Raw genomic sequence first — 21577 nt, forward strand, 5'->3', positions numbered from 1 at the left:
GTGGCAGACCGGGCTGCACCACGACGTCTGCCACCACGCGCGGGCGCGGGCGCGTTCGGCGCCTGGGCGCAGGCCGCCGGCGCGGTCGCGTTCGCCGCGGTTCTCGCCGCTCTGGCCGCCACCTCGTCGACAGCACCGACAACGGCCACGGCCACGGCCACGGCCACGGGTGCGGGCCCGCGGTCGCGGTCGGGTCTGGGGGTGCGGGCAGGGGCACCATCGGAGTCCGGGACCGCCACCGAAACCACCGGCCGTCCGTTGAGCCTGCCGGAGCAGGTGCTGCTGGCCTCCGACCGCGCACACACCCCGATCGTCATCGCCCTGTTCGGCCGCACGGACGGCCAGCTCGACGCCCGCCGCCTCGCTGCCGCCACCATCGAGGTGTTCGCCCGGCATCCGGCCACCAGGTCGGAGCTGGCGGACCTGTCGGGACGCGGCGGCTGGCGGATCCGCCCCCGGCCACGGCGCGCGCCGGTCCACGAGAGCGCGGCGGCCACGAGCGACGACGCCTGGCAGGCACTGAACCGGGTGATGCGGGCAGGCCTCGATCTGCGCCGCGCCCCGCTGGCCCGGCTGCTGGTGGTCCACCAGCCGGGCGGTGACTGGCTCGGCATCGTCGGGCACCATCTGGCTCTGGACGGCCGAAGCCTGCTGGCCGTCCTGACCGAGACGATGGCCGCCTACCGGACGGATCCTCCGTTCCCGTCCGACCAGCACACGATCGGCGAGGACCTGGTCGGCGAGGACCTGGTCGGCGAGGACCTGCCGGCACCGACGGCCGGCGGGCCCGGCCAGCCGGGACGCACGCGGCAACGACCCTGGCCGACACACCGGTCGCGGTTCATCCAGCCGGTGGGGACCTCGGCCGACCACGGGTTCGGCCTGTTACCTCAGGTGATTCCCGTGCCCCGCCCGCGTCGGCTGCCCGACGGACAGCTGCCCACGGTCAACGACGTCCTGGTGGCCGCCGCCCATCTGGCCATCGGACGGTGGAACGCCGGTCATGGTCGCGCCAGCGATGTGCTGCGAGTTCGGGTGGCCCTGGCCCACGGAACCCCCACCGCGCTGGGCGGACTGTCCAGCCGCTTCGTGATCGTCCCGAGTGATGCCGACACCCGGGCCGCCCCGGCCCGGCTGCTCGCCGCCGTGGTCGAGCGCACCTCGACCGCCAAGTCTCGGGTCGCAGTGACCTCGGCCGCGCTTGTCGGCGGGTCGACGCGTCCGGTCGTCGTGTCGCTGGCCACGCGGCTGTCGGATGTCCTGGCGAACGCACTGCCCGACCGGCCGCGGGCGGCCCTGCTGAACCTGGCCGTCGCGGCGTCGAGGCCCGTGCTGATGCCGAGCGCCGCGGTGAGCAACCTGGGTCGCGTCGGCACCGATCTCACCGTGGGCACGGGCGGGCCCCGACTGCTCGACCTGCACCTGACCGCCCCGGCCCGGATGCCGCAGGGCCTGGCCATCCACGTCGTGGGGATGGCGGACCGGATCCACCTCACCTTCAGCCACGCCCGCGAACTGTGGGACGATGCCGCCGTCCGGACGTTCGCCAACCTGTTCGACGCCGCCGTCCGCGAACTCACCAGCACGCCCGGTGCCACTGCCCCGCCCACCGCCGTCCCGTCCCCGCACACTGGTCGACGCGGCGTGTACACCCTTGCGGACAACGGGACGGCCGGCCGATGAGATGGACGCGGCGACCGGGACGGGCCCGGCCGCAACTGCGCCCTGGCCGAACCCGCCCTGGCCGAACCCGCCCTGGTCGAACCCGTCCCGGTCAAACCCGCCCCGGTCGGGCGCGGCAGAGATGGCGGGAGCTCGTGGTCGAGCTGCTGCGCGGGCCGATGCTGCTGGCCGTCGCCGGTGGCGCCGCCAACGGACTGAACCTGGTGATGAACCTGGTGCTCGCCCGGGTGCTCGACCCGTCCGACTACGGCGCTGTGGTCGTGCAGACGAACATCTACCTCGTGCTGGCAGTGGTGGGCACGGCCGTGCTGACTGCCGTCGTGCACCGTGACCTGGCTCCCAGCAGCATCCCCGGACGGGCCAGGATTGCCTGGATCCGCCGGCTGCGCGGGGCCACCGCGTTCATGGCGCTGATCGCGACGCTGCTCGCACTGGCATCGTGCTGGCCGGTCGCGGCACTGCTGTCCTACCCGCATCCGGTCGCGATCGCCGAGGCGGGGGCCGCCGCCGGCCTGTGGCTGGCGGTCTGCGTCGAGCGTGGTCTGCTGCAGGCCCGCGGCAACTACCTGGGACTGGCCCGGAACATGGTGTACGAGACGGTGTTGCGGGTCACCGTCATCATCACCGCGGCCTGCGCGGGGCTCGGCGTCGACGGTGCCGGCCTCGGCCTGCTCGTCGGCGCCCTCGCCGCCACCTCCTCGGCCCGCACGTCCGTGTCCCGCACGTCCGTGTCCCGCACGTCCGGTGACCACGTCCGCCCAGACCACGTCCGCCCAGACCATGCTCGGCCCGAGCCGGGTGGGACTGCTGCGCCCACGCCGCCGTCCACACCGACACCGCCGTCCACACCGACACTGCCGTCCACACCGACACTGCCGCGACGTACGCGTACCGCGTTGCTCGCGGACTCCTCGGTGGCACTGGCGACCCTGATGCCGCTGGCACTGCTGCAGAACGTCGATGTCGTGCTGGTCGGCTGGCGCAACCCGGACGGGGCGGGCAGTTACGCGGCGATCTCCACGGCCTGCAAGGTCCCCGTGTTCGTCGGACTCGCGGTGGCGAACTACCTGCTGGCGGAGGCGGCCCGGCGCCGCCGGCAGGGACGGACCGCCTATGCGGCGCTGGCCCTGGCCATGGTCATTGTGATCGTCCCGGGGCTGTTGCTGTCCGCGGCGGGCGCGGTCGCGGGCCGTCCGCTGCTGATGCTGATGTTCGGTTCGCGGTTGGCCTCGGCGTCCGACGTCCTGTGGGTGCTGGCACTGGCGACGACCTTCCTCGCCGCCACCCTGCTGTTCGCGACCTACCTGCTGGGCATCGGTAACCGGGGGATCGTCTGGGTGCTGGCCGTGTGCACCCCGGCGTCCACCGTGGTGGTGGCCCTGTTCGCGGGGGGGATCACCTCGACGGCCGTCGCCCTGCTCGCCTGCCAGGCCGTCACCGCCGTCCTCGCCGGCACCCTCGTCGCCCGGGCGCACCGGTCCCAGCCGCTGCCGCCCGGCCTCGACGTCTCGACCCCACCCCTGTCGTCGCTGACAACCCCGATGCCGTTGTCCGCGGGACCGCCGCCGAGCCTGCCACGGCTCGAAGTAGCCGGCGAGCTCGGCGGACGCTGAGCGTCGGCATCGGCGTCAGGGTGCGGCGCCGGCGGGGGCGAGTTCGGCGAGCTGGGTGCGGACCCAGGCCGTCACATCGGTGGCGGTCGGGTCGGCGGCCAGGGAGGTGAACAGGACCGGACGCGGGCCGCGGGCGGCGGCGGCGTCACGGGCCATCACGTCGAGGTCGGCGCCGACCAGCGGGGCCAGGTCGGTCTTGTTGATGACGAGCAGGTCACTGCTGGTCACCCCCGGGCCGCCCTTGCGTGGCACCTTGTCGCCGCCGGCGACGTCCACGACGAAGATCTGCCGATCGACGAGTCCGTAGCTGAACGTCGCGGTCAGGTTGTCGCCGCCGGACTCCACCAGGACCAGGTCAAGCGGACCGGCCTCGGCCTCCAGATCCTCGACGGTGTCGAGGTTGGCACTGATGTCGTCACGGATCGCCGTGTGCGGGCAACAGCCGGTCTCCACCGCGCGAATGCGCCGCGGGTCCAGCACGCCTGCACGCCGCAGGAAGTCGGCATCCTCGGTGGTGTAGATGTCGTTGGTCACCACGCCCAGGCGCAGGCTCCCCGACAGCGCCCGGCACAGCGCCGCGACCAGCGCCGTCTTTCCGCTGCCGACCGGCCCACCGATGCCGATCCGCGGTGCCCGTCCAGCGTCCACCGAACCCGGTCTGCCACCGGCACCGGTGGCTGTGCTGCCGGCGCCGCCGCCGGCGGCGGGCAGGGCGTCGATGTGGTCGTGGCCGAGATGCATCCTGGGTGTCCTCCCGAGTCAGGCGGCGGTCGGGGTCAGGGATGCGGTGACGCCGAGCTGCGCCCGCTCGAGGTATGCCCCGGGCATGGCAGCAAGATCAGGTGGTGACGGCGGCGCGCCGGCCCGCACCAGCAGGTCACCGAGCGCGGCGATCATCACCCCGTTGTCGGTGCAGCGGCGCCGGGCGGGCACCCGCAGCCGGATGCCCGCCGCCGCGCACCGGGACGCGGCGAGCTCCCGCAGCCGGCTGTTCGCCGCGACCCCACCCACGATCAGCAGATCGGCGATGCCCTGGTCACGGCACGCCCGGATCGCCTTGGCGGTGAGCACGTCGACAACCGCCTCCTGGAACGAGGCGATGACGTCCCCGGACGGCACGCCCGAATCCGGATGCGACTCCGCCCAACGGGCCACCGCCGTCTTCAACCCGGAGAACGAAAACGTGTACGGAGCGTCGTTGCGCCCCGTCAGTGGCCGGGGAAACGCCAACGCCGTCGGATCATGCCCGACCGCCCCCCGGTCCACCGCCGGCCCGCCCGGGTAGGGCAGCCCGAGCACCCGCGCGACCTTGTCGAAGCACTCCCCGGCGGCATCGTCCACCGTGTCGCCGAGGTGGCCGATCGGATCCCGCGCCAGGTCCCCGACCTGCAGCAACGACGTGTGCCCGCCGGAGACGATCAGCGCGATCAGCGGGTTCGGCAGCGGCGTCCCGTCGACCAGATCGGCCGCCAGATGCCCGGCGAGATGATGCACCCCGTACAGCGGGACGCCGAGCGCGGTCGCATACGCCTTCGCCGCCGACACCCCCACGTGCAGCGCCGTGGCCAACCCCGGCCCCGCCGTCACCGCCACCGCCCCGATGTCGGACGTCCCCAGCCCCGCGGACGCCAACGCCGCCCGCACACACGGCACGATCGCCTGCACATGCGCCCGTGCGGCGATCTCCGGCACCACTCCGCCGTAGCGGGCATGCTCGTCCATACTGGTGGACAACGCCTCGCCGAGCAGCACCCCGTCGCGCACCAGCGCGACCCCGGTCTCGTCGCACGACGTCTCGATCCCCAGCACCACCGGCCCGGCGACCGCCGTCGGTCCAACGCCGGGTTCCGTGGCGGCTGGCCGTCCGACGGCCGGGCCCTGCTGCGCCGGCATCTCCCGCGGCCTCCCTACCCTGATCTCCCGCTGCCACCGACATCAGCTGCCGCTGGTCCCTGCTGTCACCGACTCCTCGCCACCCTGACACCCGCCCCAGCGTCGATGGCCGCCAGCTGCGTACCAGGCAGCCGCGCCGGCCGGGTCTCGGCCGGGTCTGGTGGCACCTACCTGGTACGTGCCAGGTATCGGAGGTCCAGCCTACGCCGGGCTCGCGGGGCTCCCGCTGCTCGCGGGGCCTGCCGGGCTCGCCTCCAACCCGGCGGTGTCCGGGCCCGGTCCGGCGAGGCGGCAGGTTCGGCACACGCCGGTCAGCGCCGCATGGTCAGGTTGCAGGCGGAAGCCGACGGTCCGGGCGAGCCGCTCGGCGACGCCGTCCAGCAGGTCGGCCGGGACGTCCTGGATCGCGCCGCAGCGCCGGCAGCGCACATGCAGGTGCCCACCGCCGGTCAGCCCCGCCGCCAGGTGATACACCACCGGCCCGTGCGCCGGATGCACATGCGTGACAAGCCCCAGATCACCAAGCGTCTCCACCGCTCGGTAGACGGTGGTCCGATGCAGCCCCGGGACGATCAGATCCGCCCTGGCCAGCACATCCTCGACGCACAGATGATCATCTGTCTCGGCCAGGACCCGCAGCACCGCCCGCCGCGCCGGCGTCACCCGCTCACCCAACGCCCGCAACCGCGCCACCCCCGCCGCCGCTGCCATGGGGGGATCCGCCGGCGTTCCGACATGTCGCTTGCCGCCTACGTCCACCGTCGCCACCCTACGATCCGCGCGTCCGGCCCGACCGGTGATCCGGTGCGAATCCGTGACCTCGCGGAACGGTCACCGTCCAGTGCGGACGGTAGTTGGGTGTCTGTCGAACGAGACGGTGGGGGTGAGGTGAGCTCGGAGTCGAGGGTGGACGTGGCTGGGTTGGGGGTGGGCGTGGCGGCGGTGAGGATGACGTGATCACAAGGGCCGTGACGTGATCACAAGGGCGGGGTGGAGGTCGGCGGATCTACAAGTGGAGGGTTGTTCGGTGTAAGGGCCCCGAAATCCCGAACAGGCCTCCACCTGTAGATCGGAAGGTGATCAACTTTGGGTTGTGGCTATGGTGTGGCTATGGGGCCTGGGGAGGGCACGATCAAGGGGCGGATCCCGATGGCGGAGGCCGCGTCGCACCGCGCCGGGACGCGTGGGAGCGGTCCGGGTGGACGGTCCTCCTCCTGCCTCTTCCTGGTTGTGACCAGTGTTGTGACACAGTGTCCGCATGGCTGTGCTTCCGATCCGCACCGTCGGCGACCCGGTGCTGCGCACCCCGGCGGTGCCTGTCACGACGTTCGACGCGGCGCTGGCGCGGCTCGTCGAGGACATGATCGATACCATGTACGCTGCGCCCGGGGTGGGGCTCGCGGCGCCGCAGGTCGGTGTGGGTCTGCGGGTGTTCGTCTACGACGTGGGCTATGACCCGCGCGACCTGGCCGTACCCCGGCGGCCGAGGGTCGTTGTCAACCCCGCGCTCATCCTCGAGGACGGCGCGAGCCCCGAGGACGGCGCGAGCCCCGAGGTTGTCGGAAGCCCCGAGGTTGTCGGAAGCTCCGAGGACGTCACGGGCGCCGTGAACGTTCGGGACGGCGCGAACCCCGAGCACCCCGGCCATCCGGAGCATCCGCAGGACGTGGCGGGGGCGGGAGAGCTGGAGGTCGCGGAGGGGTGTCTGTCCGTCCCGGGGCTGTACTTTCCGACGCCGCGGGCCTGGCGGGCGACGGTGCGCGGGGTGGACGCGTCGGGGGAGCCGGTGGAGTACACGGGGGAGGGACTGGCCGCCCGGTGCTTCCAGCACGAGTGTGACCACCTCGACGGGATTCTCTATCTGAACCGGCTGACCGGGGACGCGCGGGTCGCGGCGGTGCGGGCACTGCGCGAGGCGCTGCCGGCCGGTCGCGAGGGGTCGCCCGCGGGTGGCGAGGGGTCACCGGCCGGAGGCGGGACGACGGTGTTCGGCCGGTCGTGAGGTGACGGTGCGCGGCCGGCCGGTCGGAGGGCGACGGTCGTCGACCGGGCGAAGCGCGACGGGGTTCGGGTGGTCGTGACATCCTTGTCGGCCACGGGAAAAGTGCGGGACTGTGCGGGACTGAGCAATGCGGGACTGAGCAATGCGGGACTGAACAGTGCGTGACTGACGAGGCAGACAGGGAGTGGCCGCGGTGGGCGACATCTCCGGCGGGCCGTACAAACGGCCGTTCCGGTTCAACATCCAGTGTTCGTCGCCGGAGCAGGTGGACGCCCGGTCGTGGGCGGCGCTGGCCCGGCGGGTGGAGGACCTGGGCTATGCCACGCTCACCGTGTCCGATCATCTGGACGAGCAGGTCGCGCCGATCGCGTCGCTGATGGCCGCCGCCAACGCCACGACCACACTACGCATCGGGTCGATGGTTTTCAGCAATGACTATCGGCATCCGGTGGTGCTCGCGAAGGAGGCGGCGACCCTCGACGCATTGTCCGGCGGACGGTTCGAGCTCGGTCTCGGCGCCGGGTGGATGACGTCGGACTACCGCCGCGCCGGTCTCACCCTGGACCCACCGGGCGTGCGGATCGCGCGGCTGGCCGAGGCGCTCACCGTCATCAAGGGCATGTTCGCCGACGCCCCCCTGCACCACCAGGGCACGTACTACCAGGTGGACGGGCTCAACGGCACGCCGAAGCCGGTGCAGCGGCCCCACCCGCCGATCGTGATCGGCGGCGGCGGGCGCCGGATGCTCACGCTCGCCGCCCGCGAGGCCGACATCATCGGCCTGAACATGAACATGGCCGGCGGGGTCATCGACGCCTCCCTCGGTCCGAACGCCACCACGGACGCCACCGAGGAGAAGATCGGCTGGATCCGGGAGGCGGCCGGGGCCCGCTGGGACGAGCTGACCCTGCAGGTCCGGGTGCACATGGTGGTCGTCACCGAGGACCGTGAGTCCGTCGCCACGCTGCTCGCCACCGGGTTCGGCCTGACCACCGAGCAGGCGCTGACCACCCCGCACGCGCTGTGCGGCTCGGTCGACCAGATCTGCGACGATCTCGTCGAGCGGCGCGAACGGTTCGGCATCAGCACCGTCGGCGTCGCCCTGGACGCCCTGGATGTGCTCGCCCCCGTGGTCGCCCGCCTCGCCGGCACCTGAGCTGAGCCCCGTCCCGTCCGCCCCGCCCCGTCTGTCCCGCCCCGTCCGTCCGTCGTTCGTGGAGGAGTCACCGTTGGTCGAGCACATGAAGTGGTGGGGCTGGGGCCGGGAGAGCGTCTCGTTCTCGCCCGCGGACAAGCCGGCGCTGGCGCCGTTCATCCGCACGCACATCGGCCTGGACGTCACCCGTCCGCCGGCACAGGCCCCGGCGTTCGCCGACCTCGACGTCGCCGAGCCGATCCTGCCGGACGCGCTGCGCGACGCCCTGGTGGCCGCGGTCGGCGCCGAGCACGTGCACACCGAGACCCTCGAGCGGGTCGTGCACGCCTACGGCAAGAGCCTGCGTGACCTGGTCCGCGTCCGCAGCGGTGACCTGGGACGGCTGCCCGACGCGGTCGTCTACCCGGGCGGCGAGGACGAGGTGCGCGCCGTGCTCACCGCGGCGCTGGCGGCCGACGCCGTCGTGATCCCGTTCGGCGGCGGGACGAACATCTCCGGCAGCCTCGAGGCTCCGCGCGGCGAGACCCGTCCGGTGCTGTCGGTGGACCTCGGCCGCCTCGACCGGGTGCTCGACATCGACACCGACGCACGCCTGGCCCGCATTCAGGCCGGGGCACTCGGCCCGGACCTCGAGGAGCAGCTGAACGCACTCGGCTGGACACTCGGCCACTTCCCGGACAGCTTCAGCCACTCGACCCTCGGCGGGTGGATCGCGACCCGCTCGTCCGGCATGCAGTCGGACAAGTACGGCGACATCGCCGAGATCACCCGGGCGGTGCGGGTCGTCACCCCCGCCGGTGTGCTCGCGACCCGGGCGGTGCCCAGCCAGTCCACCGGGCCGAGCGTGCGCGAGATGATCCTCGGCAGCGAGGGCCGGCTCGGCATCATCACCGAGGCCACCGTGCAGGTCCACCGGGTGCCCGAGGAACGCACCATCCTCGGCTACTTCTTCCCCACCTGGGACGCGGCGCTCGTCGCCATGCGCGAGATCGCCGAGAGCGAGGCGGCGCCGAGCGTCACCCGCGTCGCGGACCCCGGCGAGACCCGCTTTTCGCTGGCCACCAGCAAGAAGGGCTCGGCGGTCACGGCCCTCGTCTCGAAGGGGCTCAAGCAGTACCTGGCCCGGGTGAAGCACTTCGACCTCGAGCGGATGTGCCTGTCGTTCATCGGCTTCGAGGGGTCGCCGGGTCACGTGAGCACCCAGCGCAAGCTGGTCGGCGCCATCGTCAAACGTCATGGCGGGGTGTGCGTCGGCACCGGCCCCGGGCAGCTCTACGACCAGAAGAAGTTCGACACCCCCTACATCCGCGACTTCCTGCTCGGCCAGGGCGCCCTCGCGGACGTGTCGGAGACCGCCACCAGCTGGTCGCAGCTCGCCTCCCTCTACACCGGCGTGGTCGCCCGGGCCCACAAGGCGTTCGACGAGATCGGCGTCCAGGGCTGGATCATGGCCCACCTGTCACACTCGTACCACTCCGGCGCCTGCCTGTACTTCACCTTCGCCTTCGCCTCCCCGGTAACCCTGGACGCGCTCGAGCGCTACGACACGGTCAAGTCCGCGCTCCAGCAGGGCTTCATCGATCTCGGCGGCACCCTGTCGCACCATCACGCCGTCGGCCTCGAGCACGCCCCCTGGCTCGCCGACGACATCTCACCTGCTGGCGTCTCGTTCGTCTCGGCGCTGTTCGACGGCATCGACCCCGGCCACAACCTCAACCCCGGCAAGATCATCCCGTCCGTCGCCCCCGGGCCGGCTGCGGACTAGATGCGCACGTTGCTGGTGGTCGGGATCGGGGCGGGTGATCCCGACCAGCTGACGTTGCAGGCGGTGCGGGCCCTGGCGCGCACGGACGTCTTCTTCGTCCTCGACAAGGGCCCGGCCGCAGCCGACCTGACGGCCCTGCGCCGCGAGATCCTCGACCGCCACCTCGGCGAGGGCGGCTACCGTCTGGTCGCCGCCCCCGACCCGCCGCGCGATCGCGCCCCGTCCGAGGACCGCAGCACCGCCGGTCGCGCCGCCTACGCCACCGCCGTGGACGACTGGCATGCGCGCCGCGCCGAGCTCTACGAGCGGATGGTCCTCGACGAACTGGACGACGAGGGCACCGGCGCGTTCCTGGTCTGGGGCGACCCGTCGCTGTACGACAGCACGCTGCGCATCCTCGAACGGGTCGCCGCCCGCGGCAGGGTGGCGTTCGAGCACCAGGTGATCCCCGGGATCTCCAGCGTGCAGTCCCTGGCCGCGAGCCACCGCCTGGTCCTCAACGGCATCGGCACCCCGGTGACCATCACCACCGGCCGTCGCCTCGCCGAATCCGGCTTCCCCCCGGACGTCGACGACCTTGTCGTCATGCTCGACGGCGACACCGCCTTCACCGCACTGGCCGCCACCGACGCCGGAGCCGACCTCGACATCTACTGGGGTGCCTACCTCGGCACCGACGACGAACTGCTCATCCACGGCCGCCTGCCCGACGTCGCCGGTACCATCACCCGCACCCGCGCCGACGCCCGCCGCCGCAAAGGCTGGATCATGGACATCTACCTGCTGCGCCGCACCCCCCGCACCCCCACCCGGGACGGCGACCGCCCGTAGCGCCACGATCCGGAGCCGCCTGAACCCCGCAGCTGCTCGCCCCGCAGCTGCTCGCCTGGGCACGCGAGTCCGGCCTCGACTGGCGGGCGCCGCCGTGGCCGAAGCGCCCCCGGGTCAGGACGCTGCCCCGGGGTCGGCTGCGGGGCGGCGGTGGGCGTCGAGGAAACGGCGCAGTTCGGCGTGCAGCTCCAGATCCTCCGGGGTGGCGCCGCCGAAACCCCCGTGCGGCATGGCCTCGAAGACGTGCAGCTCGGCCTGGATCCCGGCGGCGCGCAGCCGGCGGTGCATCCGCACGGTGTTGGACAGGAACAGGTCGCGCGTGCCGGTCTGCAGGAAGGTGGGGGGAAAGCCGGCGAGGTCGCCGAACAGCGGGGACAGGTGGGGGTGGGCGAGGTCGTGCCCGTTCGCGTACAGCTGGTTGACCTCCATCAGGCTGGCGGCGATGTTGTCGAAGTCACGGTTGGTGTGGAAGCTGTCACCCGATTCCGTGAGGTCGACCTCCGGGGTGATCAGCACCAGGGCCGAGGGCATCGGCAGGCCCTCCTCCTTCGCCCGCAGCAGCAGCGCCGCCGCGAGGTTGCCGCCCGCCGACCCGCCGCCGACGACGATGTCGCGCGGATCCCGCTCCTTGAGCAGCGCCCGGTAGGCCGTGACGCAGTCGTCGAGGGCGGCCGGGAAGGGGTGGCGCGGCGGCATCCGGTAGTCCACCGCCCAGGTGATCATGGCGCTGGTCATCGCCGTGATCGAGCCCATCAGACGACACACCTCCCCGCCACCCAGGATCAGGGCACCGCCGTGCAGGCTGAGGTAGACGGGGGCGTCGTCGGGCAGGCCCTGGGTGCGCAGCACGTAGGTGTGCACACCGTCGATCTCGGTCTCCTCGCTCTCGACCGGAAGCTCGACACCGAGAAAGCGCTGCAGGAGCAGCTGGTCGGTCTGTTCGACCATCCGCTCCCATCCCGGCGTGTCGTCGAGAGCCGGCATGTTCTGGCGGACCGGTGGCATCGCCAGGAACTTACGTGCCTGCTCGCTGACACTCTGCGGAACCCACTCGCTCACGCCTGTCCTCCTCGCCTCGTTGGCGGTTTCATCCCGGCGGACCCGTTTCGGCGAACCCGCCTCGACCGGATCGCCGCACTTCGTGTGTGCTGGGTCATAGGTGATTCTGCGCGCAGAACCGGCCGCCGGGCGCCCGCCATCCGGCGCTCATGTCCCGCCATCCGGCGCCGGCACCGGGCGGCCCGGTCGGCCTCCGGTGCCCCGAGCCCGGTATGCAGCCCGTCGCCGTCCGGGGCGGTCGGTGGTCGGGGCGAGAAACTGGCCAGTGCCGGGTCCGCCGGGGAGCATGGGCAGATGCGGGAACTCGCGATACGCCTGGCCACCCTGGACCCGAGGCAGCCGGCGCGGTCGGGGTGATCGGCAGTTTCGACGTCCTGGTGGCGACCCGAGCGGGCCTGACGGCGATCGTCGGACGGGCGGCGCAGCTCGCCGGCCACCCGGTGCGGCTGGTGGACCCCGCCCGCCGCCGCGTGGTGCGGGCCCGGCCGGACGGCACGCTGTGGGCGGCCTCGCCCGAACCGGATCCGAGCTGGCCGTCGGCGGCGTTGGGCGCCGACGACGCGATCCTCTGGTTGGAGGCCGCCCGGCCGATCGGCACATTACAGGCGGTGGTCCTGGAGCGGGCGGCGGCGGCAGCCCGGGTCGTCCTCGACCGCACTCCGACCCACCCCCGGCCTCATGATCCGGAGCTGCTCGACCTGGTTCTGGACGCCGCGGTCGCCGAGCCCGACCGGCTGGCCTGTGCCCGCCGGCTGGGCCTGCCGGAGCGAGCGCGCGCGGTGGCACTGCACGACGGCACCGCCCGCGTCCTCCCGGCCGACCACAAGCCATCGGCCGGGACCGGTGCCCGCGAGCTTCCGGCGGGCACGCGCGCTGGTGTGGGCCCTGTGGCGACCCTCGCCGAGCTGCCCTCGTCGTGGGACGCGGCGCGGCTCGCGCTACGGCTGACGGCGCCGGGCACCGCCGCCGATCCGGGACCGCGGATCGTGCACGCCGACACCCTCGGCAGTCTCACCCTGCTGGTAAGGGCCGCTCTGGCAGATCCGGGGCCGGTGGCGGACGTCGAGATCCTGACCCGGGCCGCGGCGAGCACGCCGTGGCTGCTCGCCACCCTCGACGCCCTGGTCACCGCGGCCAGCCTGCGCGACGCCGCCCGCACCCTGCACGTGCACCACTCGACGCTGCAGGATCGCCTCGTGCACGCCGAGTCCCTGCTCGGCTGGCCCCTGCGCGCACCGCACGGCCGGCTGCGCCTGCACCTCGCCCTCGTCCTGCGTCGCGTGCTGCGCTCCGCTCCGCCTGATGCCCGCCCAGCAGCGCCCCACCCTTGACGCCGGCCAGCGGCGCCCCACCCGCGACGTCGGCCAGCGCAGGCACCCGGCCCTCGCAGGTCGGCGGGTGGACGGGTCGGCAGGCCGTCCGGTCGTCCGCTCGTCCGGCTAGAGGTCGTGGACCTCGCCGAGGGCGGCGGCGAGACCCAGGCCGAGGTCGGTGGGGGCGGGGGCGAAGAAACGGTCGACCTCGGCGTCGGTGACGTCGGCCAGGCGGGCGGGGGACCAGCGGGGGGTGCGGTCCTTGTCGACGAGGGCGGCGCGGATGCCCTCGGTCAGGTCGTGGGTGGACAGGGCGGCGTTGGCGATCCGGTACTCCTGGTCGAGCGCGTCCTCGAGGCAGCTCATCGTCGTCGCGGCGCGCAGGGCCCGCAGGGTGACGGCCAGCGCCGTGGGGGACTTGGTGACGATCTCGGCGCCGGCATCGCGGGCGGCGGGCTTCACGCTGTGGGTGAGCAGGTTCACGATGCGGGCGATGTTGTCGCTGCGGTAGAGGTCGTCGATCCACTCCCGCTGGGCGGCGAGCTCGCCGGGCGGCGGGGTGTGGATGGAGAAGTTGTAGTTGGCGATGGCCTCGGCGGGATCCGCGGCGGTGCGCAGCACCTCGAGCAGGGCGGGGATTTCCGCGGAGGGCAGGTAGTGGTCGGCCAGGCCCGCGGTGATCGCGTCGGCGGGGCCGATGTGGCGGCCGGTGAGGGCGAGGTGGGTGCCGAGTTCACCGGGGGCGTGCGAGAGCAGCCAGGTGCCGCCGACGTCCGGGACGAACCCGATCGCGACCTCCGGCATCGCCAGCACGGAACGCTCGGTGACGATGCGGACGTCCCCGTGGGCGGACAGGCCGAGGCCGCCGCCCATGACGATCCCGTCCATGATCGCGATGTAGGGCTTGGGGAAGCGGCGGATGCGGGCATTGAGCCGGTACTCCGACGACCAGAACGCCAGGGCGTCCTCGGGCTGACCTGCGACGATGGCGGCGCGTACGGCGCGCATGTCACCGCCGGCACACAGACCGCGCTCCCCGGCACCGTCGAGCAGGACGGCGGCGACGCCCGGGTCGTTCGCCCAGTCGGCGAGCGCCTCGTCCAGCGTCTCGACCATGGTGGTGGTCAGCGCGTTGATGGACCTGGGCCGGTTGAGGGTGAGCCGGCCGAGGGCACCGCCGATCCCCTCCCGGCTGACCAGCACCTCCGGCTGCGACCCGCTGCTTGCGCCGGTCGCGCTCGGACCGCCTGTGTTCGCGGGTGCGGAGTTGGCAGAACTGGTGGCCGGAGTGCCGATCGGCGAGGACGATGCGGAGAGTGCAGTCATCTCGGGCTGCCCACCCTTCGGGTCGCGGTCTGGGGTCGCGGTCTGGGATCGCGGTCTGGGGTCGGGGTCTGGGGCCACGGCCATGACGTCAGGGCCGTGGGGTCACGGTCGGGCGGCACGGTCGCGGGGATGCGATGGTCGGTCACGAACCGCGAGACGTGGCCCATGGTGCGGGCCGGCCGCACGGACGGATTCCGTACATCCTGACGGTCCCGCCCGCCAGACGGTAGTGATCCGGGCTGCCCCTAGATGAACGTCACTGTTCGTGTGGCGAAAGCGACGAATGCCCGCTGATCTACAGTGCCGCATCCGCATATTTTATTTGATTGCGTACTTAGGGTAAACAATCTTGCGGGGTGTGCAGTCATACCGTGACGGCATGACTGCGGACGATCGGCCGCTGCGATCAGTGCCGATCGGTACCGATCGGCCGACAATCGGCCTCGTGGCCTGTGGAGTCAGGTCCGTGACTCAAGGTCGCACCCCATGGTCCGTGACTCAAGACCGCACCTCATGGTCCGTATCTCGTGGCCGTGCTCCACGGCTCGTGCTCCATGGCTCGTGCCGCCTGGCTGTTTCTCGCGGATCTCGGCTGTCGTCGCCATTTACGCAAAGTAATGATTAGGGGGCATATGGTGTGTATTGTGGCCTTGTTTCTGCCAGGTCCGGTGCCATCTCGCGATCTGCGGTCGCCGGGCCCGACCGTCATGGTGCCCAGCGACCACTCTTCATCCCCTCGATACCCCATCGGGCACAGAAGGTATCCACTCGGATACTAAAAGCAATGTCGGGATTACCTGTCGCCGTATCTGCGCCGTCTCACCGCGGATCTGACACGCTAGGAAATCGTTTCACCACCATGCGTGCATATGGTGAGCCTCGCCTGGTCATCCCCCACGTCACCTCACGAGCCGCGGTCGCTCAGCCCGACCGGGACCGCGCCCAGCAACCACGCTTCGCACCCTGACCGTGTCGGCCGTGTCGGCCGTGTCGGCCGTGTCGGCTCCACCTTGGCCGGCGACCATTGCGCAAAGTCACAGACTCTTGCCGAGGTGGAGTGAAGATTCCGGCCCGCGGATCCTTCATCAAGCCTCGGCAAGAACGGATCATGGTTTTCGGCTACCTTCGAGCGAGCCGCTTTCGTCGCAGGAAGTGGTATGGATGATGCGGAATGTATCGGTCGACGGGTGCCGGGAGTGGCTGGGCGTGAGGGTGTTCCGGTCGAAGGCCCACCGGTCCTCGAGACCGTCACTCTCCGACATGTCTGCGCGGAACGTGATGGCCTGGCTGCATCTCGACGGGCCAGGCGCATCGGTGGGGCCGGACCCGCGGATCGTGGGGTTGCCACGGTCGGCATAGGCGGCAGGGGGCGCGCCGGAGCACGGACAGACCCACCCCGACCCCAGGCCCCGGACTGCAGGTGCAGGGCGAAGGCCTCAAGGTCGTGGGTGGCCGTCAGATGACGGTGCGTTCCTCGGGGAAGTGGCAGGCAACCTGGTGTCTGGGAGGGCCACCAGGTGAGCCGGTCGCGGAGGTGCCGGGGCGTCCGGCGGGAGTCGTATCGGGCGGCCCGGGGGGAGGGGTGTCGGGGCGTCCAGTGGGAGAGGGACCACGGGGCTCGGTAGGTGCGGTGTCGGCGAGGCCTGCGGGTGAACTGCCGAGGGAGCCGGCGGGGGAGCGGTCGGCCAGTGGCGGGGCCTCGGTGCGGCAGATGTCCTGGGCCTTCCAGCAGCGGGGATGGAACCGGCAGGCCGATGGTGGGTTGCGCGGGCTCGGGACGTCACCGTGCAGTCGGATGCGGTCGCGCTGGCGGGTGCTGGCCGGGTCGGGGATCGGCACCGCGGACAGCAGTGCATGGGTGTACGGGTGCAGGGAGTGCTCGAACAGGGTGGTGCGGTCGGCGATCTCGACGATCTGGCCGAGGTACATGACGGCCACCGTGTCGCTGAGGTGGCGGACCATCGACAGGTCGTGCGCGATGAACAGGTAGGTCAGTCCCAGCTCGGCGCGCAGATCGTCGAGCAGGTTGATGATCTGCGCGCGGATCGACACGTCGAGGGCGGATACCGGTTCGTCGGCGATGACGAGCTTTGGTCGGGTCGCGAGCGCCCGGGCGATCCCGACCCGCTGGCGCTGCCCGCCGGAAAACTCGTGCGGATACCGGTTGTAGTGCTCCGGATTGAGCCCGACCAGCTCCAGCAGCTCCCGCACCCGCGCCCGCATCGCCTGCCCGCTGTCGGATGCCAGGCCCTGGACGCGCAGGGGGGCCGCGATGATCGCGCCGATGGTGTGACGGGGGTTCAGGGACGAGTATGGATCCTGGAAGATCATCTGGATGTCGCGGCGCAACGGCCGGAGCTGCCGGGACGGCAGTCGGGTGATGTCGCGGCCGTCGAAGGTGACGGTGCCCGCGGTCGGGTCGAGCAGCCGGGACAGCAGCCGGCCGGTCGTCGACTTGCCGCTGCCGGACTCGCCGACCAGACCGAGGGTGGCACCGCGGGCGATCGAGAAGCTGATCCCGTCCACGGCCCGCACCCCCGCACCGGCGCCGCGTCTGCGGCCGAAAGTGCCCTGGCCAGCCGGGAACACCTTGGTCAGCCTGTCCACTCGGACCAGCTCGTCCACGGCTACGGGTCGATCGTCAATGGCGACCGGTCGATCGTCGGTGGCGACGGGCCGATCGTCGGTGGCGACGGGTCGATCGTCGGTGGCGGCGGGCCGGTCTTCGGTGGTGGGGTGGTTGTCGGTCATCGGGCGGGGGTCACCTCCTCGGCGCGAATGCGCTGGCGGACCTCGGCGGGCAGGTGGCAGGCGACGCGATGGCCGGGGGCCGCCTCGACCAGCGCGGGACGGACGGTGCCTGTCGCGGGGCCGGCCTGCTCGCGGTAGGCGCAGCGGGGATGGAACGGGCAGCCGGGGGGCACCGTGATCAGGCTCGGCGGTGCACCGGGGATGGTGCGCAGCCGGTCGTCGCGCTGCTCGTCCAGGCGGGTCACCGACTGCAGCAGACCCCAGGTGTAGGGGTGTTCGGGGCGGGCGAACACGTCGGCGACGCTGCCATGCTCCATCACCTGCCCGGCGTACATCACCAGCACGTCGTCGCCGAGTTCGGCGACGACCCCGAGGTCGTGGGTGATCAGGATGATCGCGGTGTCGAACTCGCGTTGCAGATCCCGCATCAGATCGAGGATCTGCGCCTGGACGGTGACGTCGAGCGCGGTCGTCGGCTCGTCGGCGATCAGCAGCGCCGGGTCGCAGGACACCGCCATCGCGATCATGGCGCGTTGCCGCATGCCTCCGGAGAACTGGTGCGGGTAGTCGTCCAGGCGCCGGGACGGCTCGGGGATGCCGACGAGCTCGAGCAGCTCGGCCGCGCGACGGCGGGCCGCGGCCCGCGAAACCCGGTGGTGCACCCGGTAGGCCTCGACGATCTGGTCGCCGACGGTGAACTGGGGGTGCAGGGCCGACAGCGGATCCTGGAAGATCATCGCCATCCGCTGCCCGCGTAGCGCCCGTACCCGGGCGGAGCTCGCGGTGACGAGGTCCTCGCCGTCGAGGCGGATCTGCCCGTCGATGCTCACCCGCCGCCCGCGTCGGTGCAGGCCCATGATCGCGAGGCTGGTGACGCTCTTGCCCGACCCGGACTCGCCGACGATGCCCAGCGTGCGGCCCCGGTGGACGTCGAAGCTGAGCCCGTCCACGGCGCGTACCACCCCGTCGTCCGTGGTGAACCGCACCGACAGGTCCCGCACCTGCAGGAAGGGGGCGCTCATCGGGGGCGCACCCGGGGGTCGACGACGGCGTAGGCGATGTCCACCAGGACGTTCGCCATGATCACGAAGAAGGCGGCGAACAGGGTGACTCCCATCGTCACGGGCAGGTCCTGGGTGTTGACGGCGTCGATGCTGATCGCGCCGAGGCCGCGGAAACCGAACGTGCGCTCGGTGAGGATCGCCCCGCCGAACAGCACCCCGAGGTCGAGGCCGAGGATCGTGACGATCGGGGTGAGCGCCGGGCGCAGCGCGTGCTTACCGATCACAGTGCGCTCCGGCAGCCCCTTCGCCCGGGCCGTACGCACATAGTCCTCACCCAGAGTGTCGATCATGCTGGCGCGGGTGAGGCGCTGGTAGTTCGCCATGTAGAGCAGCGAGAGCACGATCCACGCCGGCAGCAGGTTCCACGCCCACAGCGCCGGGTTCGCCGTCAGAGCGACGTAGTGGACGTTGTCGATGATGTGCCACTTGTAGCTGACCAGCAGCAACAGCAGCAGGCCGGTGAAGTACACCGGCAGCGACACCCCGGCCAGCGACACCGCCGCGGCGATCCGGTCGAACAGCCCGCCGCGGCGCACCGCCGACAGCACGCCGCTGCTCACCCCGACCGTGAGAAACAGCACCGCCGCGCCCAGCGACAGCGACGCCGTCACCGGCAGGGCGTCGACGATCTGCGACCACACCGGCTGGTCGTTGCGAAACGAGAATCCCAGGCACGGTGCCGGGCACCAGCTGCGGTCGGAACCGGAGTCGAAATGGCGTCCGACGAACACCCCGCGCAGGAAACTCCAGTACTGGTCGACGTAGGACCGGTCGAGCCCGAGCTTCCTCGTGACCCCCGCGATGGTCGCCGGGTCCGGGCTGCGCCCGGCGAACAGCACCGCCGGATTGTTGCCCAGGGCTTTCGGCACCACGAAGAACAGCACGAACGCGAGCACACTGACCAGCCACAGGATGACGACCGCGCCGACGAGGCGCCCCACGACGAACCGGGTCATGCGACGTCCCTGCTGCCCGCGGCCGGGTTCCGCGCCCTGTCGCAGCAGGACCTGTCGCAGTGAGCGTTGTCGCAGTGAGCTCCGTCGCGGCGGGCGTTGTCACCCTGCACGCCGCTGAGCTTCGCGTGGCCGACAGTCGTCGGCACGGTCGTCGGCCTCACCGCATGACGCCGAACTGGGCGAAGTCGGTCATGTTGTAGGCGGTGGTGAAGTAGATGTTCGTCAGCCGGTTGCTGAACAGGTTCAGCGCCTTGTCGTAGAGCAGGGGGACGTCCGCGGCCGACGCGACGATCGCCCGGTCGGTGCGGGTCCAGATCTGCTGGGCCTTCGCCTCGTCGGTGGTCGTCACGCCCTCGTCGAGGCCCTTGTTCACGGTCGGGTCGTTGAGCTCGGCGTAGTTGCTGTTACCGGCCGAGAGAATCTTCCGTCCGTCGACGATGGACGACAGCATGGCGTACGGCGCCGGCCAGTCCGGGCCCCAGCCGGCCATCGCGAGGCCGATGCCGTTCTTGTGGACGTTTGCCGGGATGCCGATCGTCGAGGAGAAGTACTGCGACGGCGCCGACTTGTTGATCGTCACCTTGATGCCGATCTTCGCGAGGCTCGCCTGGACGGCCTCGGCCTGCGCGACCTCCTTGCCGTTGCTGCGGGTCGCGAGCGTGGTGGCGAAGCCGTTCGGCTGCCCGCAGGCGGTGAGCTCCTGCCTGGCTTTGGCGATGTCGCCGCGGTGGCCGGCGGAGGGGAACAGGTCGAACGAGGCGTAGTACTTCAGCGGCGGCGTGAGCATCGTGGTGGCGATGTCGCCGCCGCCGACCGGGCCGCCGCGGGCAAGCTGCTGGGCGGTCTTGTCGATCGCGTAGGCCACCGCGTTACGGCAGTGGATGTTGTCGAACGGCTTCACCGTGGTGACCACCGACAGGTAACGGATGAATCCGCTGAGATCGTCGGTGGTGCGGTCGGCGCGTAGCGACGGGTCGCCGAGAACCTTGTTCTGCGCGGTGATCTGCACGCCGGTCTGCCCGACGTAGAAGTCGGCGCTGTTGGCCAGCAGCCGGTTGTCGATGTCGTCCAGGTCGAGGCCCATCGTCTCCTCGATCCGGTCCGGCAGCGCCTTGTTGACGGTGTCGGTCTTCGGGTCCCAGTACGGGTTGCGCACGAACGAGATGCTCTTGTTCGGCGTGTACTTCTCCACCATGTACGGCCCCGAGGACATCGGCTTGAACGTGTAGTTCGCCCCGGTGTCCTTCGCCTTCGGCACCGGGGTGACCCCCGGCTGCGCCATGACGTAGTTCCAGTCGCCGAACGGCTTGTTCAGATGGAAGATGATCGTGTGGTCGTCCGGGGTCTCGACCGATTTCAGGCCGAGCTTGTTCGGGTCGGTGTCCTTGTACGGCCCCGGATAGGGGTTCGCCGGGTCGTCCAGGTAGTCGATGAGGTAGGTCGGCCCGCCGTTGATCACGTCGGTGGCGAACACCCGCTCGACGGCGTACTTCACGTCCTTGGACGTGATCGGCGTGCCGTCGGAGAACTTCAGCCCGTCCTTGAGGGTGTACTTCCATGTCTTCAGGTCGGCCGGGGTGGGTGCGCTGGTCGCGAGGTCACCGACGAGCTGCGGCTCGCCCGGGCGCGGTGCGAAGGTGACGAGCTGGCGGGAGATCCAGCGCTGCTGGTCCCAGCAGTTCGCGTAGTAGGTGCGCGCCGGATCCCAGTAGTCGCAGTCGGAGTCGTTGACCGCCCGCAGCGTCCCGCCCTTCTTGTCGGACGGATGCATGGTCGTCGTCGTGTCCGACGACCCGCCCGACCCCGACCCCGACCCCGACCCCGACCCCGATCCCGACCCCGATCCGCCCGATCCGCCCGATCCGCCGCCGGACGATCCGCCGCAGGCCGCCAGCGCCAGCCCCGCCGCGGTCAGCGCAGCCGCCGTGCGAAGCCCCCAGGCCCGGCGGCCCCCTGACCGCGAGGCGCCCGACTGTGGCGATTCCGGCCGCGAGACCCGCGTCCGTCCGAATGTTGCACGCCGTTTCATGGATCTCCCTGTTGATGTCCGTGGGCCCGGCCAGCCCCGTGCCCGCTGCCAGCGAGGCGCTGCCCCGGGCGGCCGGTCGCGCAGTGTCTGCGTCGCGCTGCCGACAGATGTGCAGAAGTGCAGAAGTGCGAGGGTG

The 21577-nt window shown here is 71.6% G+C and carries 16 protein-coding genes and 1 pseudogene; 8 read left to right on the plus strand and 9 right to left on the minus strand.

The window, feature by feature from the left end; translation table 11 throughout:
• Both ND747_RS04730 and ND747_RS04735 read left to right on the plus strand, forming a co-directional pair.
• Window positions 1-1683: condensation domain-containing protein (locus ND747_RS04730; protein WP_251732083.1), on the plus strand; the 1683-nt coding region annotated here is incomplete at its 5' end.
• 134 nt (window positions 1684-1817) lie between these two features.
• Window positions 1818-3296 carry a lipopolysaccharide biosynthesis protein gene (locus ND747_RS04735; RefSeq protein WP_251732085.1) on the plus strand — a complete coding sequence of 493 codons (1479 nt, stop codon included), beginning with the start codon at window positions 1818-1820 and terminating at the stop codon, window positions 3294-3296.
• Between the two features lie 15 nt (window positions 3297-3311).
• Here the strand turns inward: ND747_RS04735 and ureG are convergent, their stop codons facing one another.
• The 3 genes from ureG to ND747_RS04750 form a co-directional block, all read right to left on the minus strand.
• Complete coding sequence (ureG, locus tag ND747_RS04740) at window positions 3312-4037, minus strand: urease accessory protein UreG (RefSeq protein ID WP_251732087.1); 726 nt, start codon at window positions 4035-4037, stop codon at window positions 3312-3314.
• An 18-nt stretch (window positions 4038-4055) separates the two neighbouring features.
• Window positions 4056-5108 carry a tRNA (adenosine(37)-N6)-threonylcarbamoyltransferase complex transferase subunit TsaD gene (gene tsaD / locus ND747_RS04745; RefSeq protein ID WP_374216144.1) on the minus strand — a complete coding sequence of 351 codons (1053 nt, stop codon included), beginning with the start codon at window positions 5106-5108 and terminating at the stop codon, window positions 4056-4058.
• A gap of 282 nt (window positions 5109-5390) precedes the next feature.
• The gene (locus ND747_RS04750; protein WP_251732091.1) at window positions 5391-5900 is read right to left on the minus strand and encodes a Fur family transcriptional regulator; all 510 of its coding nucleotides are present in this window, start codon (window positions 5898-5900) and stop codon (window positions 5391-5393) included.
• A gap of 547 nt (window positions 5901-6447) precedes the next feature.
• Between ND747_RS04750 and ND747_RS04755 the strand changes: the two genes are divergently transcribed.
• The 4 genes from ND747_RS04755 to cobF all read left to right on the plus strand — a co-directional run bounded on the left by ND747_RS04755 (window position 6448) and on the right by cobF (window position 10943).
• Window positions 6448-7191, plus strand: coding sequence for a peptide deformylase (locus tag ND747_RS04755; RefSeq protein WP_251732093.1), 744 nt, complete (start codon window positions 6448-6450; stop codon window positions 7189-7191).
• A gap of 193 nt (window positions 7192-7384) precedes the next feature.
• Window positions 7385-8347 carry an LLM class F420-dependent oxidoreductase gene (locus ND747_RS04760; RefSeq protein WP_251732094.1) on the plus strand — a complete coding sequence of 321 codons (963 nt, stop codon included), beginning with the start codon at window positions 7385-7387 and terminating at the stop codon, window positions 8345-8347.
• Window positions 8348-8420: 73 nt separating this feature from the next.
• The gene (locus ND747_RS04765; protein WP_251732096.1) at window positions 8421-10112 is read left to right on the plus strand and encodes an FAD-binding oxidoreductase; all 1692 of its coding nucleotides are present in this window, start codon (window positions 8421-8423) and stop codon (window positions 10110-10112) included.
• Entirely contained in the window at window positions 10113-10943 is an 831-nt protein-coding gene (gene cobF / locus ND747_RS04770; protein ID WP_251732098.1) for a precorrin-6A synthase (deacetylating), read from the plus strand. It begins immediately after the preceding gene.
• A gap of 114 nt (window positions 10944-11057) precedes the next feature.
• Here the strand turns inward: cobF and ND747_RS04775 are convergent, their stop codons facing one another.
• Complete coding sequence (locus tag ND747_RS04775; protein ID WP_251732100.1) at window positions 11058-12002, minus strand: alpha/beta hydrolase; 945 nt, start codon at window positions 12000-12002, stop codon at window positions 11058-11060.
• A gap of 353 nt (window positions 12003-12355) precedes the next feature.
• On the opposite strand from ND747_RS04775, the gene ND747_RS04780 reads away from it, so the two are divergent.
• Entirely contained in the window at window positions 12356-13333 is a 978-nt protein-coding gene (locus tag ND747_RS04780; protein ID WP_251732103.1) for a helix-turn-helix domain-containing protein, read from the plus strand.
• Between the two features lie 108 nt (window positions 13334-13441).
• Here ND747_RS04780 and ND747_RS04785 read toward each other — a convergent pair whose 3' ends face one another.
• Together ND747_RS04785 and ND747_RS04790 are read right to left on the minus strand one after the other, a co-directional pair.
• Entirely contained in the window at window positions 13442-14641 is a 1200-nt protein-coding gene (locus ND747_RS04785; protein ID WP_251732104.1) for an enoyl-CoA hydratase/isomerase family protein, read from the minus strand.
• Window positions 14642-16096: 1455 nt separating this feature from the next.
• On the minus strand, window positions 16097-17266 hold the full coding sequence (locus ND747_RS04790; protein ID WP_374216142.1) for an ABC transporter ATP-binding protein: 1170 nt from the start codon (window positions 17264-17266) through the stop codon (window positions 16097-16099).
• 19 nt (window positions 17267-17285) lie between these two features.
• Between ND747_RS04790 and ND747_RS30015 the strand changes: the two are divergent.
• Window positions 17286-17330 (plus strand): annotated as a pseudogene (locus ND747_RS30015) (hypothetical protein); the annotation flags it as partial.
• Window positions 17331-17388: 58 nt separating this feature from the next.
• Here the strand turns inward: ND747_RS30015 and ND747_RS04795 are convergent.
• The 3 genes from ND747_RS04795 to ND747_RS04805 all read right to left on the minus strand — a co-directional run bounded on the left by ND747_RS04795 (window position 17389) and on the right by ND747_RS04805 (window position 21183).
• Window positions 17389-18414 (minus strand): ABC transporter ATP-binding protein, encoded by a 1026-nt coding sequence (locus ND747_RS04795; RefSeq protein WP_251732106.1) that lies wholly within the window; start codon window positions 18412-18414, stop codon window positions 17389-17391.
• Complete coding sequence (locus ND747_RS04800; RefSeq protein WP_251732108.1) at window positions 18411-19412, minus strand: ABC transporter permease; 1002 nt, start codon at window positions 19410-19412, stop codon at window positions 18411-18413. The genes ND747_RS04795 and ND747_RS04800 overlap by 4 nt, the downstream gene beginning before the upstream one ends.
• Before the next feature lie 157 nt (window positions 19413-19569).
• On the minus strand, window positions 19570-21183 hold the full coding sequence (locus tag ND747_RS04805) for an ABC transporter substrate-binding protein (protein WP_251732109.1): 1614 nt from the start codon (window positions 21181-21183) through the stop codon (window positions 19570-19572).
• Window positions 21184-21577 lie beyond the last annotated feature (394 nt).

This window comes from Frankia sp. R82 (assembly GCF_023716925.1).
Taxonomy (GTDB): domain Bacteria; phylum Actinomycetota; class Actinomycetes; order Frankiales; family Frankiaceae; genus Frankia.

Coding starts and splice junctions, on each gene's coding strand:
- ND747_RS04755 (WP_251732093.1), top strand. CDS start 6,448: ATGGCTGTGCTTCCGATCCGCACCGTCGGCGACCCGGTGCTGCGCACC.
- ND747_RS04805 (WP_251732109.1), bottom strand. CDS start 21,183: ATGCATCCGTCCGACAAGAAGGGCGGGACGCTGCGGGCGGTCAACGAC.
- cobF (WP_251732098.1), top strand. CDS start 10,113: ATGCGCACGTTGCTGGTGGTCGGGATCGGGGCGGGTGATCCCGACCAG.
- ND747_RS04750 (WP_251732091.1), bottom strand. CDS start 5,900: ATGGCAGCGGCGGCGGGGGTGGCGCGGTTGCGGGCGTTGGGTGAGCGG.
- ND747_RS04785 (WP_251732104.1), bottom strand. CDS start 14,641: ATGACTGCACTCTCCGCATCGTCCTCGCCGATCGGCACTCCGGCCACC.
- ND747_RS04800 (WP_251732108.1), bottom strand. CDS start 19,412: ATGACCCGGTTCGTCGTGGGGCGCCTCGTCGGCGCGGTCGTCATCCTG.
- ND747_RS04795 (WP_251732106.1), bottom strand. CDS start 18,414: ATGAGCGCCCCCTTCCTGCAGGTGCGGGACCTGTCGGTGCGGTTCACC.
- ureG (WP_251732087.1), bottom strand. CDS start 4,037: ATGCATCTCGGCCACGACCACATCGACGCCCTGCCCGCCGCCGGCGGC.